Source organism: Shewanella sp. SW32 (assembly GCF_025653365.1).
GTDB classification, from domain to species: domain Bacteria; phylum Pseudomonadota; class Gammaproteobacteria; order Enterobacterales; family Shewanellaceae; genus Shewanella; species Shewanella oncorhynchi.
Map to the genome: position 1 here is coordinate 114483 of NZ_JAKKSJ010000003.1, position 16968 is coordinate 131450.

The window sequence follows — 16968 nt, forward strand, 5'->3', positions numbered from 1 at the left end:
TTACATCTGCTTTCAGTTACTCTTTGTTCACCCTCACTCGATTGAATAAAATAATGCAGATAAACAATAAGATAATGATAAGCTGCAGCATAATCGCTAGCTTAGTATCACAAACAACATTTGCCCAGCTCAATACTGGAACAACATCCAGTAAACTCACTGCATTTACCCATGCTGAATTAATTATTGCCCCGGGAAAACGTTTAAGCGATGCCACTTTATTAATTGAAAATAATCGAATTAAAGCCATTATTGAGCACAACGACATTCCCGCTGGCGCATTTAGAATCGATTTGAGTGGTTATACAATTTATCCCGGATTTATCGATCCTTTTACTGATTATGGGATTGAGTTCGAATATCCCAAACTTAAGCTCACTCGCCCCGTCTATGATATAAAGCGTATAGGTGGTAATGCGGAAAATGGTGCAATTCATTCTGAAAAAGAATGGTTTAATTACGTTTACCCCAATAAAGAACGCGCAAAAGAGTGGATTAATAATGGTTTCACCAGTGTGCAAAGTAGCAAACTCGACGGTATCTTCCGTGGGACGGGTGTCAGCCTTTCATTAGCAGACAAAACGGCTAATGAAGTGATTTATCGCGCCCGCAGTCAACCTTTTATGGCATTCGATAAAGGTTCGTCTGAACAAGATTATCCCTCATCATTAATGGGCAGCATTGCACTTATTAGGCAAACCTTTGCCGATGCAAATTGGTATAACCAAAATAAAAACAAACCTGCCAATGGCGCAATAAACAATCAAGTCGAATTTAATATTGCCTTTGAGCGTTTAGATAATTTAGCCGATAAGCAAATTATCTTTGAAACCAAAAATCTCAACGACCAATTACGTGCAGCCCATTTACTCAAAGAACATAAACTGCCAGCCAACCTACTTGGTAATGGTCAAGAATACTCACGCATCAATGAGTTAAAGGCGCTGAACTATCCGTTGATCTTGCCTTTAAACTATCCGCAGGCACCCGATGTCGGCACAGATGACGCTGATCGTGAAGTATCACTGGCGGATTTAAGACAGTGGGAACGTGCACCAACCAACCCTGCAGCGGTAGCTAACGCGGGTATCCCCTTTGCGTTAACGCAGTTTGGGATTAAGACAGATGCCTTCTGGCCGCGCCTACGCCAAGCCATTGCCCAAGGTTTAAGTGAAGAAAAAGCTCTCGCGGCACTCACCACCCAAGCCGCAGAGATGACAGGCACCGCCGACTTTACCGGTAAACTCGCGCCCGGTTATATGGCTGACTTTGTTATCACTAAAGGCAATATCTTTAAAGATGGCCAGATCTACAGTGTTTGGTTGCAAGGTCAGGAGCAAAGTCTGCGCTCACTTCCCCAAGCACGATTACTGGGAGATTACCAATTAAGCCTCAATAACCTCACGCTAGATTTATCGCTACATGATGAAAGTAAAAGTGATAAACCCAACATCCAAGGCAATTTAAGCAGTGGCGAACAAAGTATCTCACTCACTCAACTTAAGTTAGATGATAACGGAAGATTGAGCTTTACTGCCAATTTGAGCGCCGCAGGCATTAACGGCCTTAGCCGCTTTACGCTGTGGATGGCCGATGACGGCATTCAAGGTCGTATGGTCGATGCAAAAAGTCGCACTACAAATGTTGCCGGTGTCGCTATGACTCAAACTGCAAAGCTCAAAAATGCAGACCAAGCAAACAATCAAGCTCCCAAGAATGAAGCCAACACGAGCCTAGTGAGTCACCTCACCTTCCCTAACGTCGCTTACGGACTGAGAGAAGCCCCTAATGTTGAGAAGCTACACATCAAGAATGCCACCCTGTGGACATCGGATAAGCAAGGCATTCTCGAACATGCTGATCTCTTGATGGCCAATGGCCGCATCGAAAAAATTGGCCAACAATTAAGTACACCATCAGGTTATCAAGTCCTCGATGCAACAGGTAAACACCTCACCGCCGGCATAGTCGATGAACACTCGCATATCGCCATTAATGGCGGTACTAACGAAGGAACAGACGCAGTTACCTCTGAAGTACGCATTGGCGATATTATTAATCCCGACGATATTTCAATCTATCGCGCCTTAGCGGGCGGCGTCACCAGCGCGCAATTACTCCACGGTAGCGCCAACCCTATCGGTGGCCAATCACAACTGATCAAAATGAAATGGGGCGAGCCAGCCGAACAACTCAAATTTGTTAACGCGTCCGCCAGTATCAAATTTGCTTTAGGTGAAAACGTCAAACAGAGTAACTGGGGTGAGAAATTTGTTCAGCGCTTCCCCCAGACTCGCATGGGAGTAAAAGCGTTATTTGAAGAAACCTTCGACGCTGCTATCGCCTATGAAAAGGCGTTAAAAACCTATGATAATCTGCGCTCCAGCGATAAAAAGAAAACCGTCGCCCCGCGTCCAAGTTATCGTCTGCAGGCGGTCGCCGAAGTATTAAACCAGCAACGCGACGTACATATTCATTCCTATGTACAGTCAGAAATCCTGATGTTTATCCGCTTAGCCGAGGCTTATCACTTTAAAGTGCAAACCTTTACCCATGTGCTCGAAGGTTACAAAGTGGCGAGTGAACTGGCCGCCCATGGCGCTGGCGCTTCGACGTTTGCCGATTGGTGGGCCTATAAGTTTGAGGTGTACGACGCGATTCCACAAAATGCGTGTTTGATGCAAAACAAAGGTGTGACCACCAGCATTAACTCTGACGATTATGAAATGCAGCGCAGACTCAACCAAGAAGCGGCTAAGTCTATGATGTATTGTAATATGTCGAAGGAAGACGCTTGGAATATGGTCACTATCAATCCAGCCAAACAATTAAGAGTCGATGAGTTTGTGGGTTCACTCACCCCAGGCAAAATGGCCGATATCGTACTCTGGAACGCAGAGCCTCTGTCTATTTACGCCAAAGTGACGCAGGCATGGGTTGAAGGAAAACGCTATTTTGACCGCGACCAAGACCAAATTGCCCAGCAAGCTGTGGTGAACGAGCGCGCCGCACTTATCCAAAAAATTCTCAGCAGTGATGACCAAACTAAAGCGGGTGAAAAAGTTACGCCACTCAACGAGCCACAGTGGCACTGCGACACCCACTATCAGGCATGGGGCCACGCTCATGAGGGAGCCAAATAATGCAACATTTATCTAAAACCGTTTTGTTTGTGGCGCTACTCGGCGCAATTTGCACCACGCAGGCCCCAGTTATGGCCAATGATATCGTACCTACGCCTAAACAAAGCCGCAGCGTACTGATTAAAAACGCCACTGTGCACACAGTCACTCAAGGCGTGCTCAGCAACACAGACGTCTTAATTGAAAATGGCAAGATCACGGCCGTTGGGCCTCAACTGACCAGCCAAATCAACAATGCAACCGCAGAAACCAGTGACACTCAAATCATCGATGCCAGCGGTAAACACTTATATCCGGGCTTAATTGCCCTCGATACCAGCTTAGGTTTGGTTGAAATTGAAATGAGCCGCCCAACGGTTGATAACGCCGAGGTAGGTTATATCAATCCGCAGATCAGCACGGCCACAGCTTACAATCCGGATTCGGAGCTCATCCCGACCATACGTTACAACGGCATTACCCACGCGCAAATCGTCCCAAGCGGTGATGGGTTAGCTGGACAATCGGTACTGGTGGATCTCGATGCATGGACGATTGAAGATGCGCTGACGCCAAGTGCTGGACAGTTCCATGTCTATTGGCCGCAAATCAAACGCATGCCAGAAGATGAAAAAGAGAAAGCCAAGGCCATCGAGAAAAATCAGCTGGCGATCGACAAGCTCAATATCGCCTTTGAAAATGGCTATCGCTATTTCTTAAGTGATAAGGCCAACGGTAAAGACAAAAACCAGGATGAAGATCCGCAGTCCGCGACCAACAACCTGCGCTGGCAGGCCATGTTGCCACTATACCAAGGCAAAGCGACACTGTTTGCCCATGCCGACAGTGTTGGCCAAATTGAGCAAGTGATCGCCTTGACGAAAAAATACCAATTCAAACTGGTAATTGTCGGCGGATACGATGCATGGCGTTTGGACTCAAGCCTAAGGGAAGTTAAGGCTGGAGTCATTTACCCTCATACCTTGAGTCTGCCTAAACGTAAAGATGAGCCAGTCGATTTACCCTTTAAGATCCCATCTTTACTCGCCAATGCAGGCATTCCCTTCGCCCTTGGGTTCTCATCGGACTGGAATAGCCGTAACCTCCCCTACGCCGCAGGTTACAGCGCCGCTTATGGTTTAACGCCTGAACAAGCACTTAAGTCCATCACCTTAGATGCCGCAAAGTTGCTAGGTGTCGATGATTTAGGTGCGATAGCGGTGGGATACCAAGGCAGTGTCGTGCTGTCAAAGGGGGACATTCTCGACCCTATGACCAATAAAATTGAGGCAATCTGGATTGAAGGACGGCAGATAGATCTGAATAATCGCCATCAGCAGCTTTATCAAAAGTACCTTAAGCGGTAGAATTTACTCAGATAATAATATCGCATCGGCGCAGCCTACCAAGGCTGCGCAGTTTTCTCCTCAACCTCAGGTCAAACCATGAAAATTATCCTCTCAAGTGCATTAGTGCTCCTGCTCAGTGCCTGTGCAAGCGACTACAGTTTTAACAGTAATTTGGACAGTGAGGCGATTAATGACTATTTCAAGGCATCCGATGTCATCCTTTATGAAGGTGATACCTTGCCGAAAGGTCATTATGAATTAAAAGGATTGGTCGAAGGTGAGTCCTGTCAGGCCGATACCAACGGTGCGCCCGCATCACTTGCCGATGCCAGAACCGAAGCCCGTCGCAATGCGGCAGATAAAGGGGCTAACGGCATTATCATCAAGCAATGTGTCATATTTGAAGAAGCTGCCCAAGGTTGTATCAGCCGCGCATTATGCGTTGGTCAAGCAGTAAAAACGGCTACAACAGAGTAAGCCTCACGCATATTAAGCATACTGCTCGCGGCGTGATCCTATAGTGTTCTAAGATTGCCCCTATCAACCGCTTAATGGCTAACGCTTCATGACCAACGCTGCATTATTAGCACACAAAGATGGGCCTTAATGATTAGCTTAGAATGATGAGCTTAGGCGGTTGTTATATTTATCTTTTTAGGTAATTTTTTGCATGACATTTACCAACCAAATTATCGCAGTGGCAACATGCCGCACACCCTATAAACAAAAATTTGGCATTCCAAGACAACCCGGACTTGTTGAAGCGCGTGGTTATGTCGAGCTCGAGCCCCATGTGAATCATATCGATGCGGTGCGTGGCATAGAGCAATATTCACATCTCTGGTTACTGTTTTGCTTCCATGAGAATCTTGCCCAAGGTTGGAAAACCACAGTGCGCCCGCCGCGTTTAGGCGGCAATGAAAAACTCGGCGTGTTCGCCACTCGCTCCACTTTTCGCCCCAATGGTATAGGTCAGTCTGTAGTGAAATTGCACGGTGTAGTGCAGCGCAAGGGCAAAGTGTGCCTCGAAATTTCCGGTATGGATCTGCTCGATGGCACACCGATAATTGATATTAAGCCATACATTCCTTTCTCAGATTCGATTACCGATGCTGTGGGTGGCATTGCCCAAGACGCGCCTAAACTGATTTCAGTGGTGTATTCTGACCATGCCAAGACACAGATTGAGCGTTACGCCCAGCAGGAAACCTACACAGATTTAGCCGTACTTATCCGCGGAGTCTTGGGGCAAGATCCGCGCCCCGCCTATAAAAAAGCCAAGGACGATCCTAAGTTATACCAAGTCGCCCTCTATGATTTAGATGTGTTTTGGCAAATGGCAGTCGATGATAATGACCAAGAATACATCTTGGTACTGGAACTCAAACCGGGGAAATGTGGCTAAATGTCTGCGCCAACGCCTGCATCAAAACCTGATTATCAAAGCCAGCATAAAAAGCGGCTCTCTTGGATGCCGTGGCTGTATTTTTCTTTAAAAGAGAAACATTTAATCTGGGCTAAACCTTGGCAAGACGATATTCAAGCAAAACTTTGTGCCCTCGAAACCATCAACATCGGCGAGCAATGCTTTATCGCCCCCGAGGCGCAGTTATTTGCCGAACCCAATCGTGATATCCGCATGGGTAATCGCTGCATGATCGCCGCCGAGTGTTTTTTGCATGGGCCTATCACGCTAGGGGACGAAGTGGCGATTAATCATGGCTGCTCCTTCGATGGCGGCAGGGTCGGGATTCAGATAGGCAATCAAACCCGCATCGCCAATAATGTCACTATTTACGCCTTCAACCATGGCATGGCGCCAGATACCCCCATATATCAACAAGCTGCCAACTCCAAAGGCATTGTTATTGGCCAAGATGTGTGGATTGGCGCTCAGGCAGGCATAGTCGATGGTGTGACCATTGGCGATCACGCTGTGGTGGGTATGGGCAGCATAGTGACGAAAGATGTACCCGACTGGGCGATAGTGGCTGGCAACCCCGCCAAAGTGATTGGTGATAGACGGGATAAGTAAGCAGTAAGGATAATCTTGATACTAGCAGTGACGAAGTCACGCTCTAACAGCACAGCGCTCTTCCTTTCGTTATCCGTTATCCGTTATCCGTTATCCGTTATCCGTTATCCGTTATCCGTTATCCGTTATCCGTTATCCAGCATCAAAAAATGCTATTTATCTCCCAGCTAGTTGAATTTAACCTAAATCCCTAGGTGACATCACCAAAGCAGGTGATAAAATGGCGACCATTCAACTCAAATTTGGACATCGGTAATGCGCGTCAGCAAGTACCTGCTATCAACACAGAAAGAAACTCCTGCCAACGCAGAAGTCATTAGTCATCAATTAATGTTACGTGCGGGCATGATCCGTCGTAATGCGTCGGGCCTTTACAGCTACCTCCCCACGGGCTTACGCGTATTGCGTAAAGTCGAAGCCATTGTTCGTGAAGAAATGAACAAAGCCGGTGCAATTGAAATTCTAATGCCTATGGTGCAACCGGCAGACTTGTGGGTAGAAACGGGTCGTTGGGAAAAGTTTGGTCCCGAGCTGTTACGCTTTAAAGATCGTCACAATCGCGACTTCGTACTGGGGCCAACCCATGAAGAAGTGATCACCGATCTCATTCGTAAAGAAGTCAGTTCATACAAGCAATTACCGCTGAATCTTTACCAAATTCAAACCAAATTCCGTGACGAAGTTCGTCCACGTTTTGGCATGATGCGCTCACGCGAATTCTTGATGAAAGACGCCTACTCTTTCCACCTTGACGTCGATACCATGAATGAAACCTATGAGGCTATGTACACAGCCTATAGCAACATTCTATCGCGCATGGGCTTAGCTTTCCGCCCAGTTTTAGCTGATACGGGTTCAATCGGTGGCAGCATGTCACACGAGTTCCATGTTCTAGCACAAAGCGGTGAAGATTTAATTGCTTACTCAACGGGCAGCGATTACGCGGCTAACATTGAGAAAGCCGAATCACCTATGCCAACTGAACCCCGCGGCGCAGCCACTGAAGCATTGCGTTTAGTCGATACCCCAAATGCGAAGACCATTGCGGAATTAGTTGAGCAGTTTGGTTTGGATATCACTAAAACGGTCAAAACCTTGATCGTAGTCGGTGCAACCGAAGCCGCTCCGCTAGTGGCGTTAATCGTTCGTGGCGACCATGAACTCAACGAAGTCAAAGCCGACAAGTTAGATTTAGTCGCATCACCATTGGAAATGGCGCCAGAAGCCCTAATCCGTGACGCCATTGGCGCAGGTCCTGGTTCACTTGGCCCTATCGGTCTTAAAATCCCTATCGTTATCGATCACAGCGTTAGCGTCATGAGCGATTTTGCCGCCGGTGCTAACGTTGATGACCAACACTATTTTGGTATCAACTGGGAACGCGATCTGCCGACAGCGCAAGTTGCCGACATCCGTAACGTAGTCGAAGGCGAGCCAACACCTGATGGTTCAGGCACTTATGCTATGGCACGCGGTATCGAAGTGGGCCATATTTTCCAACTGGGCACTAACTACTCTAAATCGATGAACGCGACTGTACTTGACGAAAATGGCAAGTCACAGGTGCTACTGATGGGTTGTTACGGTGTCGGCGTGAGCCGTATTGTGGCAGCAGCCATCGAACAAAACTTCGATGACCGTGGCATCATTTGGCCAGAAGCGATTGCGCCATTTAGCGTGGGTATTCTGCCAATGAACATGCACAAGTCGCACCGCGTAACCGATATCGCCGAGCAGTTATACAAAGACTTAAACGAAGCGGGTATCGAAGTGTTATTGGATGATCGTAAAGAGCGTCCAGGCGTGATGTTCGCCGATATGGAACTGATTGGTATCCCACATACAGTGGTGATTGGCGATCGCAATATTGATGCTGGCGTATTTGAATACAAAAACCGCCGCACAGGTGAAAAACAAGATATTCCATTCGATCAACTGCTCGACTTCCTGAAAAACGCAGTTAAAGGCTAAGCCTCAACGCGAAATGTAGACAAGCTGAAGATCAAAAACGAAACGCACTTGAGCCCAGCTTAAGTGCGTTTTTTATTGGACTTTTTATTGACCTTCATCGTTCACATTGGCTCGCAACATGACTTTTTATGTGTGGCTGTTTACTGCTGTATTTTGGGCACTGTATTTTTGGCAAGGTATTTTGCGCTAACAGATACTGACTCGGAGCGACGCCCATCAACTGCCTAAACATATAACCAAAGGCTGAACCCGAGGCATAACCTAAGGATAACGCTGTAGTGAGCACTGATTCACCTCGGCTGAGCATCTGAATCGCTACCTGCAATCTAAGCCTTTGCAACCATTGGCTATAACTCAGCCCAGTTTGCTGTTTAAATAATCTCGCTAACGTGCGGGCCGAGGCACCGACCTCCCGCTGCCAATCAACCAAAGTGCGCTGTTCGCTTGGATCGGCAAGCAAAGCCTCGGTAATGCGCAGTAATTTTTTATCCCTAGGATAAGGTAAATCCAAGGCGACCTTAGGGGCGAGTACCATAAAGTCACGGATCACCATCAAGAGCCGCATGACGCGATCCTTAAAATCGGGATCAATTAGCCCAGCCTCACTCTTCACTAAGGTATTAGCCTCTTGCAGTAATAACTGCAAAACTGGCTTCACACTCAAACAAGTACTGTCGGGTGGAAACCCGCCTATCCGGGTTTCATCCAAATACAGACTACTCAATTGCACCTGACCTAGCGCGATAACCTCATGATCGACAAAGGGAGGCACCCACACCGCTTGTTCAGGCGGCACAATGTAACGCCCAGCAGGCGTAATCACACTCAACACGCCTTGACTGGCATAAATGACCTGTCCCCAAGAATGACTATGGCGCTGCACATGTTCAAACGGCTTGAGTGTTCGCTTAAGCAACATGATGGAGGCACTTAGCCCTGCGGCGGCTAAACGTGAAGGTGCGACCTGCGTGTGCTGAGTAATATGCTGCTGGGATAAATGCGTGTCAGTGACTTGATTCAAGGTGTTATCGCCCAAGGTGATTTTTATATCGAAGCTTCTTTTCGTATTATCGAGCCTCTTCCGTATAGAAGCGCCTCTTTGTTTAGAAGCACCTTTTGTAAATAAGTGTCTTTTTATCTAGACATTAAGTCAATCTATCGAGCTCAAGCCAAAGCTGCAAACGCTAACATGTCATATCAGACTGAATAAATTGGAGATGACATGAGTATCCACATGGATAAAAATCGCGTAACGCCCGTTACATTACAAAAAATGAAAGGTAAAACCCCCATAGTTGCTCTCACCGCCTATGAAAAGCCGATGGCAGAAATTATCGATCCCCATGTGGATATGATTATCGTCGGCGACTCCGTCGGCATGGTGGTTTATGGGCAAGACTCTACACTCGGGGTCACCTTAGAAATGATGATTAATCATGGTCTTGCTGTCACTCGCGGCGCAGCACATGCCTGCGTTATTATCGATATGCCCTTTGGGAGTTATCAAGAATCGCCTCAGCAAGCCTTCAGACATGCCAGCCAAGTATTAATACGCACAGGCGCGCAAGCAGTAAAACTCGAGGGTGGCGCAGAGATGCTCGACACCACTCGTTTTTTAACCCAGCGAGGGATCCCTGTGATGCCACACATAGGATTAATGCCGCAACACGTGAATCAATTGGGTGGATTTAAAACCCAAGCAAGGGATGCTGCCGCCATCGAAGCCCTCGTTAGTTTAGCGAAAGACTTTGAGCAAGCAGGCGCTTTTAGCATACTGATTGAAGGCACATCCGAGCTCGCGGCGCGCACAGTGACGGCAGGAGTCTCAATCCCAGTCATAGGCATTGGCGCCTCACCCGCCTGCGATGGTCAAGTGCTCGTGACTGAGGATATCTTAGGCTTATTTTCTGACTACACGCCTAAATTTGCTAAACGCTATATCGACTTAGGACCATTGATCACTAAGGCCTGCGCCCAATATGCCCAAGAAGTGAGAACGGGTGAGTTTCCAACATCGGAGCATTGCTTTGGCCTCAGCAAAACGACTAAGGTTACTGCGGATTAATTGTCTAAAATTAAATGATCCAGCAATCGAATAAACGATAAATCGAAATTTACAACTAATTGAGTCTACCGACTTGCTTTTTATAGGGGGGCGTTGCTTTAATAAAACTATTAAAACAATAAATTGAGTCTGAAGATTGCCTACATCAACTGCATTAGTCTTAGGCGGTGGCGGCGCTAGGGCGGCCTACCAAGTCGGCGTGTTAAAAGCACTGGTCCAGCTTTATCCACGCAATCATGGTATTCCCTTTAAAATTATTTGCGGAACCTCTGCGGGTGCCATCAATGGCACAGCTATCGCGACCCATGCCTCTTGCTTTCACCTTGGTGTCAGAAAACTCGAATGGGTTTGGCGTCACTTTGAAACTCGAAAAGTCTACCGAGCTTCGATCACCGGTGTTCTCAGCCATCTAACTAAAATGGCCCTCAAAGGCATGCAAGATGATAAGGTCAATACCGATGCAGGCAGTCTGCTCGATAATGATCCGCTAAGAGGCTTACTCAATGAGCTCATCGACTTTAAACGTATCGACCGCAATATCCGTAATGGCTCACTGACGGCACTGAGTGTGGATGCCTCTTGTTATAATAACTCTCGCTCAGTGACCTTTTTCCAAGCCGCGAAAGAAATCGAAAACTGGACCCGTGCCCGTCGCAGTGGCGAACGTATCATGCTCAATACCGAGCACCTACTCGCCAGTTCGGCAATCCCTATGGTATTTCCATCCATTAAACTCAACCAAGCCTATTATGGTGATGGTTCAGTCCATCAGCTAGCACCGCTCTCAAGCCCTATCCATTTAGGCGCCGAAAAACTATTAGTCATTAACTTAGAGAGTCCACACAAGCATTTCCCAATGGAACTGGAATATCACCCAAAAACAGCGACCATAGCGGGTCATCTGCTCGATACCATCTTTTCAGATACCTTAAATAGCGACCTTGAGAGACTAGAAAGGATCAATAACACTTTAAGCCTGATTCCTGAGTCAAGCCGTAACAAACTCGCCTTGCATCCGATTAAAGCCCTAGTCATCAAACCTAGCGAAGATCTCAGCAAAATTGCTGCCCGCTTCTATGACGACATGCCATGGGCCGTTAAAACCTTACTCGGCTTCATCGGCATAGACAGGCAGTCAGACTCAAGTATTGTGTCCTACCTACTCTTCGAAAAAACGTATACCAGCGCTTTAATCGACTTAGGCTATAAAGATGCCATGGAAAAAATCGATGAACTTAAAGATTTCTTTTGTTTAAAATAAGCTAACGACTTAATCAGTTTCTTCACTAAAAATCATGCCAAATGGATAGATATAGCTTGAATATTAGTGCCGAAATTCAAACTTTCGCATGAGCAAGAAGATGGATTTAACATTGATAATTTTGTTTGCATCGCTTAATATGCTGTACTAGATTATCAAAAAATCATGCACATTTTTTCAAAAAGGGAATCACGATGAAAAAAACTTCACTAGCACTTATCGTTGCAATGACAGCATTCAGCTCTATGGCTGCAAATGCAGTTGAAGGCGAAGCTGCCGGTACTGGTACTGCTGCAAGCACTAGTACTGGTGTTATCGTTGCTGGTAGCGTAGCTGCTGCTGCTGCAATTGCTGGCGCAGTTGTTATCTCTAACAGTTCTGATGGTAACCCAATTACCAACACAGGTACTGGCACAGGTACAACTACAGGCACTGGTAACTAAGCTATTGTTAGTATGCTTCTAAACAGCCGCCCTATGGGCGGTTGTTTTTTTTGAGTGTTTACAAAGTTAATTTCATAACTTGAAATCTGTCTGATACCTCTTTAAATTCGCTATTTAATCCTAATTGAGAATAAGCAACTCGGATGCGTATACATAAAAAATTACTGTCACTACTGACAATCTCGATTGTGTTAGTAAACACAACCGCTTGTAGCCAAAGAATCAGTGCACTTAACGATACTTTGAAGTTAGCCTTTATCGGTGACAAAGATACTCAATTGTCGGAACAGCAAGTTAATAATATCCCCTATGCCAGTATCTATGCTCGAATCGATGGTATACCTCAAGCGTTCATTGTACTTGCACTTGCAGAGCCTAAGTTCACCTTAACGCTGCCACCGACTCCTGCAATAACAGAGTTAAAATGGCTCTCTGCAGATAAAGCCATGTTAGTAACAATAAATGGACGATTGGTTAGGACGAGCAACCTATTAACAGGTGATTTAATTGCAGTAGAAAGCAATGAGCCAGATCCTATACTCTTAGGCTTACATTTAGACAGCACTCCCAAAACATGGACTCGAACGATTGATTGGCAACCCGGATATCACTTTGGCTACCGCGTAAATTCACATTTTAGTTTTATTGCTAAAGAAAACATTCTCATCAACGATACTCCAACCCAAGCGCTACATTACCTTGAATCAGTTTCGGTAGATAATCTCAATATTCAGTATCAAAATGAATTTTGGCTCACACCAGAAACAGGTCATGTGATTAAGAGTCGTCAAAAAATTGCCCCTAATCAGCCTTTTATCGAAATTACATTACTCAAGCCATTTGCGTCTTAGTGGAGTCCCAATGAGATCCTATTTAATGCCCTTAGCGCTACTGGTCAGTTCTGTTTTAGCGACAGTAGCTCAGGCTGAAACCCAATTGTTAGTTACAACGTCGTCAAACCAAGATGCACAAGTTGAATTACTTTATCCAACATCGATTCGTCTTGATAAAGTAGTTCTGGACGGCTTACAACAACTTCAAATACATAATAAAAACAATCATAAAGAGATAACCCCTATTTATTGGTTGGGTGCAGCACTACTCGATATCCAAAACACTGCCGCTTTAGAAGCTAAGCGCAAAGAAACCCTGTCCCAACTAGCACAAATGGGTCAAGCTGCAGATGACAGTATCTATACAGCAAAGCTTGCAAAACTTGCGCAGTTTTTACGACAAATCAAGCTCGGACAGCGCGTAATGCAGCCATTACATCCTGATCTAATTAGGATAAATGACTCATACAACCCTCTAATTGATGGCCGTTTCGAACTTATCTTACCTCAGAGACCTACGACAGTACTTGTCATGGGTGCGGTAGCTAAAGCGGGAAGTTTTGAATGGCAAGTCAATAAGAATAGTAAAGACTATTTAGCGAAAGCGATTCCATTAGAAAACGCTGATAATAGCTTCGTATGGATAGTTCAACCAGATGGTAAAGCACTAAAACAACCAATAGCCTATTGGAATGCTCAAGCGCAAGATATTGCTCCAGGAGCTGTGCTTTATGTTGAATTTTCAGACTTAGTAGAAGACTACAGCACATTGAACGCCAATATTATTGAATTACTAAGGAATCGGGCTCTGTAATGAATAACGCTACCCATTCTAATCTTACGTTAAGTAAACTTTCAGCTATTGCTCTGGCTCTTTTCCCTTTATTCCATATCCAAGCCGATGAATTTAGCTATCCTCCACTCTTAGCCTCACAATCGGACTTTGGTGGTGTAGGATTAATGCAAATGCCTACAGGACGTATGGCTCCTGAAGGTGAGTTTAATTTTGCAACAACTTATAACTCTGAATACCAGCATTTTTCAGCTTCAGTGCAATTATTCCCTTGGTTTGAAACTACGGTTCGTTATACCCAAGTACAAGATCTACTCTACAGTAACGATCCGAGTTTCAGCGGTAACACCAAGTACACTGATAAAGGTATCGACTTTAAAGTCCGTCTAGTAGAAGAAAGTTACTGGTTACCAGAAACTTCTATTGGTATAAGAGATTTTGGCGGTACAGGCTTATTTGATGGCGAGTTTATTGCGGCCACTAAACGTGTTGGTCCAGTCGACTTTACCTTAGGGATAGGCTGGGGCTATATAGGAAATAGCGGTAACCTGACTTCGGATAAAAAAGATCTTAATGATAATTGTGATCGAGACACATCTTTTGGAGGAAAAGGTGGAACTGTCGACTACCAACGTTGGTTTAAAGGCTGTGCGGCATTATATGGCGGTATTGAATATCAAACGCCGTGGGAACCTTTACGAGTAAAAGTAGAATATGATGGAAATGATTATCTAGCAGATTTCCCCGTCACTGGTGGTGGCGTCGATATGTCACAAGACAGTAAATTTAACTATGGCTTACTCTACCGAGCAACGAGCTGGAGTGATTTCCACCTAAGCTATGAGCGTGGTAATACTTGGACGTTAGGCGTTAGCCTGCAGACTAACTTCAATGATTTACGACAAATTAAACGTGATACTCCTGCAGAGAAATATAAACCTATAGCAGCAGTACCTATGTCGGGTAAAAGAGTAACGCATGACGGTACAGAAGAAACAGCACAATCCTCTACCGATACGGCTATTTCAACGGTAACAACTCAGCCATTAGTAACAACTGAGTCATCAAAGTCAGAACCGGTTACAAACACGACTATCCACGCTGAAATGCCCAGCCAAACTGATTGGGACAGAGTAGCGACTGAGCTTAGTACTATCGCTGGTTACGACAATCCAAAAATCTATCTTGATAATCACAGTGTGACCGTGGTTGCAGATCAAGTAAAGTATATGGACCGTAAAGAAGCCCACCATAGAGCCGCCACTATACTGGCAAATAACACTAACAAGCAGATAATTACTGAATATCGTCTTATTGAAACCCGTTATAAGCAGTCGATAACAGAGACACGTATCGACGCTGATAAATTCGCTCAAGTAGCTACCTATGGTTATATCAATGCAGATATGGCGGATAGCACAGAAATCAGTGTACCAAGGTCGCCTCAAGGAACATTAGTAACCCAATCCCATGAGGATTGGTTGGATAAATTAAGTTTTGATATTACCCCCACTATGGTGCAATCCTTCGGTGGTTCAGAAGGTTTCTATATGTTCAACATAGGTGTTACTGGCAGTGCAGCGTATCGATTTAATGATCGCTTGGAAATTTCGGGATCACTTTATTTGAATCTCTATGATAACTACGATAAATTTTTGTACGATGTTCCACCTGATGGTACCGACTTAAAACGCGTAAGAACGCTTATTCGTCAATATGTCCATGACTCAACGGTCAGAGCGACTAACTTACAGCTAACTTGGATGGATAATCTGAGCGATAACATCTCCTATCAAGCCTATGGTGGTTATTTAGAGATGATGTATGGTGGAGTAGGTACAGAATTCCTTTATCGACCGCTAAACAGTGAGTGGGCATTCGGTTTTGATGTTAACTATGCGAAACAAAGAGATCCTGACAGCATGTTTGGTTTCTTCGAGGATGAGCATCAATACGATCCTATTACAGGTCCATATCGCGTACAAACCGGTGTAGTGACTGGACATGCAACAGCTTATTACCAGCCTAAGTGGTTCCCGAATACCTTGTTAAAAATCAGTGCAGGCCAATATCTTACCGAGGACAAAGGCATAACTGTCGATTTCTCAAAACAGTTTGATAGTGGCGTTATCGTCGGTGCATTTGCGACTAAGACTAACTTGTCAGCAGAAGAATACGGTGAAGGTAGCTTTACCAAGGGATTCTATATTTCAATTCCATTCGATTTAATGACAATTAGACCGACTCAAAGCCGTGGCTTCCTCTCTTGGATGCCGTTGACCCGTGACGGTGGCCAAATGCTTGGTCGTAAATACAACTTATTTGATATGACTGATGCGCGGTCACCTTGGTATACCAGACCCAGTGTAGACCCCATTAAATAGTTAGTACGCAGCTAAACCTCAAAACGGGCAAGATAATTCTTGCCCGTTTTGTTTTCTGCCATTAGGACTAACTTACAATAGTAAAATCTGCACTGCCAAATTAGCTCACGACTCAATCATTCCTTTTAATACAAGCAGTGATTGGTCTTATGAGGGTACACTGGCGATGCTATCTCTGGTGGATAAAATCGGTGCGGCAATTAATGGCCAATCAATGGCAAACTCAGCACTGTTCCAAGCTAAAACGCTTTCATCTTCAGGATCATAATATTGGGTACATTGATAAATAACATCAGCATAATCACTGAGGACATAAAAACCGTGCGCAAAGCCCGGCGGGATCCACATTTGCAGATGATTCTCTGCCGATAGCACTCGCCCAACCCACTTTCCATAGGTGGCCGAGTCAGCCCGAATATCGACGGCAACATCAAAAATGCTCCCTGCACAGACCCGCACCAATTTACCCTGCGGTTTTCGCCGTTGAAAATGCAAGCCTCGCAGAACATTGTGTTGCGAACGACTCTGGTTTTCCTGCACAAATACGGGAGGCTCAAGTCCTCTTGCAGTAAAACAAGCATCAAAATAGGATTGCCTGAACGTTTCCTTAAAAAAACCACGCTCATCACCAAATACTTGAGGTTCAAACACCAATACTTCGGCTAATTCTGTTTCGCTATATTTCATCCAATACCTGCTTATAAAGTCATGC

Annotated in this window: 14 protein-coding genes; 12 read left to right on the forward strand and 2 right to left on the reverse strand. The window is 45.4% G+C overall.

The window, feature by feature from the left end; translation table 11 throughout:
* The first annotated feature begins 53 nt into the window (after nt 1-53).
* The 6 genes from L5M28_RS02575 (at nt 54) to L5M28_RS02600 (ending at nt 8477) form a co-directional block, all read left to right on the forward strand.
* Nucleotides 54-3143, forward strand: coding sequence for an amidohydrolase family protein (locus L5M28_RS02575; protein ID WP_263202364.1), 3090 nt, complete (start codon nt 54-56; stop codon nt 3141-3143).
* Nucleotides 3143-4489 carry an amidohydrolase family protein gene (locus L5M28_RS02580; protein WP_263202366.1) on the forward strand — a complete coding sequence of 449 codons (1347 nt, stop codon included), beginning with the start codon at nt 3143-3145 and terminating at the stop codon, nt 4487-4489. The genes L5M28_RS02575 and L5M28_RS02580 overlap by 1 nt, the downstream gene beginning before the upstream one ends.
* Nucleotides 4490-4567: 78 nt before the next feature.
* Nucleotides 4568-4948, forward strand: a complete 381-nt coding sequence (gene rcsF / locus L5M28_RS02585; RefSeq protein ID WP_105252035.1) for an Rcs stress response system protein RcsF — start codon at nt 4568-4570, stop codon at nt 4946-4948.
* A gap of 193 nt (nt 4949-5141) precedes the next feature.
* Nucleotides 5142-5876: a tRNA (N6-threonylcarbamoyladenosine(37)-N6)-methyltransferase TrmO gene (gene tsaA / locus L5M28_RS02590; RefSeq protein WP_131523130.1), complete on the forward strand. Its 735-nt coding sequence runs from the start codon at nt 5142-5144 to the stop codon at nt 5874-5876.
* Nucleotides 5877-6506 (forward strand): acyltransferase, encoded by a 630-nt coding sequence (locus tag L5M28_RS02595; RefSeq protein WP_131523129.1) that lies wholly within the window; start codon nt 5877-5879, stop codon nt 6504-6506.
* A 255-nt stretch (nt 6507-6761) separates the two neighbouring features.
* Nucleotides 6762-8477, forward strand: coding sequence for a proline--tRNA ligase (locus L5M28_RS02600; RefSeq protein ID WP_263176958.1), 1716 nt, complete (start codon nt 6762-6764; stop codon nt 8475-8477).
* Between the two features lie 94 nt (nt 8478-8571).
* Here the strand turns inward: L5M28_RS02600 and L5M28_RS02605 are convergent, their stop codons facing one another.
* Nucleotides 8572-9513: a helix-turn-helix transcriptional regulator gene (locus L5M28_RS02605; RefSeq protein ID WP_317629993.1), complete on the reverse strand. Its 942-nt coding sequence runs from the start codon at nt 9511-9513 to the stop codon at nt 8572-8574.
* A gap of 186 nt (nt 9514-9699) precedes the next feature.
* Between L5M28_RS02605 and panB the strand changes: the two genes are divergently transcribed.
* The 6 genes from panB to L5M28_RS02635 all read left to right on the forward strand — a co-directional run bounded on the left by panB (nt 9700) and on the right by L5M28_RS02635 (nt 16256).
* Nucleotides 9700-10542, forward strand: coding sequence for a 3-methyl-2-oxobutanoate hydroxymethyltransferase (panB, locus tag L5M28_RS02610; protein ID WP_263163514.1), 843 nt, complete (start codon nt 9700-9702; stop codon nt 10540-10542).
* 136 nt (nt 10543-10678) lie between these two features.
* The gene (locus tag L5M28_RS02615) at nt 10679-11803 is read left to right on the forward strand and encodes a patatin-like phospholipase family protein (RefSeq protein WP_028761134.1); all 1125 of its coding nucleotides are present in this window, start codon (nt 10679-10681) and stop codon (nt 11801-11803) included.
* Between the two features lie 194 nt (nt 11804-11997).
* Nucleotides 11998-12246 (forward strand): hypothetical protein, encoded by a 249-nt coding sequence (locus L5M28_RS02620; protein WP_028761135.1) that lies wholly within the window; start codon nt 11998-12000, stop codon nt 12244-12246.
* 143 nt (nt 12247-12389) lie between these two features.
* Entirely contained in the window at nt 12390-13097 is a 708-nt protein-coding gene (locus L5M28_RS02625) for a YjbF family lipoprotein (protein ID WP_028761136.1), read from the forward strand.
* 10 nt (nt 13098-13107) lie between these two features.
* Complete coding sequence (locus L5M28_RS02630; protein ID WP_028761137.1) at nt 13108-13893, forward strand: capsule biosynthesis GfcC family protein; 786 nt, start codon at nt 13108-13110, stop codon at nt 13891-13893.
* Nucleotides 13893-16256 (forward strand): YjbH domain-containing protein, encoded by a 2364-nt coding sequence (locus L5M28_RS02635; RefSeq protein ID WP_263163518.1) that lies wholly within the window; start codon nt 13893-13895, stop codon nt 16254-16256. Before L5M28_RS02630 ends, L5M28_RS02635 begins: the two co-directional genes overlap by 1 nt.
* Before the next feature lie 147 nt (nt 16257-16403).
* On the opposite strand, the gene rfbC is transcribed toward L5M28_RS02635, so the two are convergent.
* On the reverse strand, nt 16404-16943 hold the full coding sequence (rfbC, locus tag L5M28_RS02640; RefSeq protein ID WP_263163520.1) for a dTDP-4-dehydrorhamnose 3,5-epimerase: 540 nt from the start codon (nt 16941-16943) through the stop codon (nt 16404-16406).
* Between the last annotated feature and the right edge of the window lie 25 nt (nt 16944-16968).

Excerpts from the sequence above, each read along its gene's own strand:
- L5M28_RS02575 (WP_263202364.1), top strand. The coding sequence starts at position 54 with ATGCAGATAAACAATAAGATAATGATAAGCTGCAGCATAATCGCTAGC.
- L5M28_RS02580 (WP_263202366.1), top strand. The coding sequence starts at position 3,143 with ATGCAACATTTATCTAAAACCGTTTTGTTTGTGGCGCTACTCGGCGCA.
- rcsF (WP_105252035.1), top strand. The coding sequence starts at position 4,568 with ATGAAAATTATCCTCTCAAGTGCATTAGTGCTCCTGCTCAGTGCCTGT.
- tsaA (WP_131523130.1), top strand. The coding sequence starts at position 5,142 with ATGACATTTACCAACCAAATTATCGCAGTGGCAACATGCCGCACACCC.
- L5M28_RS02595 (WP_131523129.1), top strand. The coding sequence starts at position 5,877 with ATGTCTGCGCCAACGCCTGCATCAAAACCTGATTATCAAAGCCAGCAT.
- L5M28_RS02600 (WP_263176958.1), top strand. The coding sequence starts at position 6,762 with ATGCGCGTCAGCAAGTACCTGCTATCAACACAGAAAGAAACTCCTGCC.
- panB (WP_263163514.1), top strand. The coding sequence starts at position 9,700 with ATGAGTATCCACATGGATAAAAATCGCGTAACGCCCGTTACATTACAA.
- L5M28_RS02620 (WP_028761135.1), top strand. The coding sequence starts at position 11,998 with ATGAAAAAAACTTCACTAGCACTTATCGTTGCAATGACAGCATTCAGC.
- L5M28_RS02625 (WP_028761136.1), top strand. The coding sequence starts at position 12,390 with ATGCGTATACATAAAAAATTACTGTCACTACTGACAATCTCGATTGTG.
- L5M28_RS02630 (WP_028761137.1), top strand. The coding sequence starts at position 13,108 with ATGAGATCCTATTTAATGCCCTTAGCGCTACTGGTCAGTTCTGTTTTA.
- L5M28_RS02635 (WP_263163518.1), top strand. The coding sequence starts at position 13,893 with ATGAATAACGCTACCCATTCTAATCTTACGTTAAGTAAACTTTCAGCT.
- rfbC (WP_263163520.1), bottom strand. The coding sequence starts at position 16,943 with ATGAAATATAGCGAAACAGAATTAGCCGAAGTATTGGTGTTTGAACCT.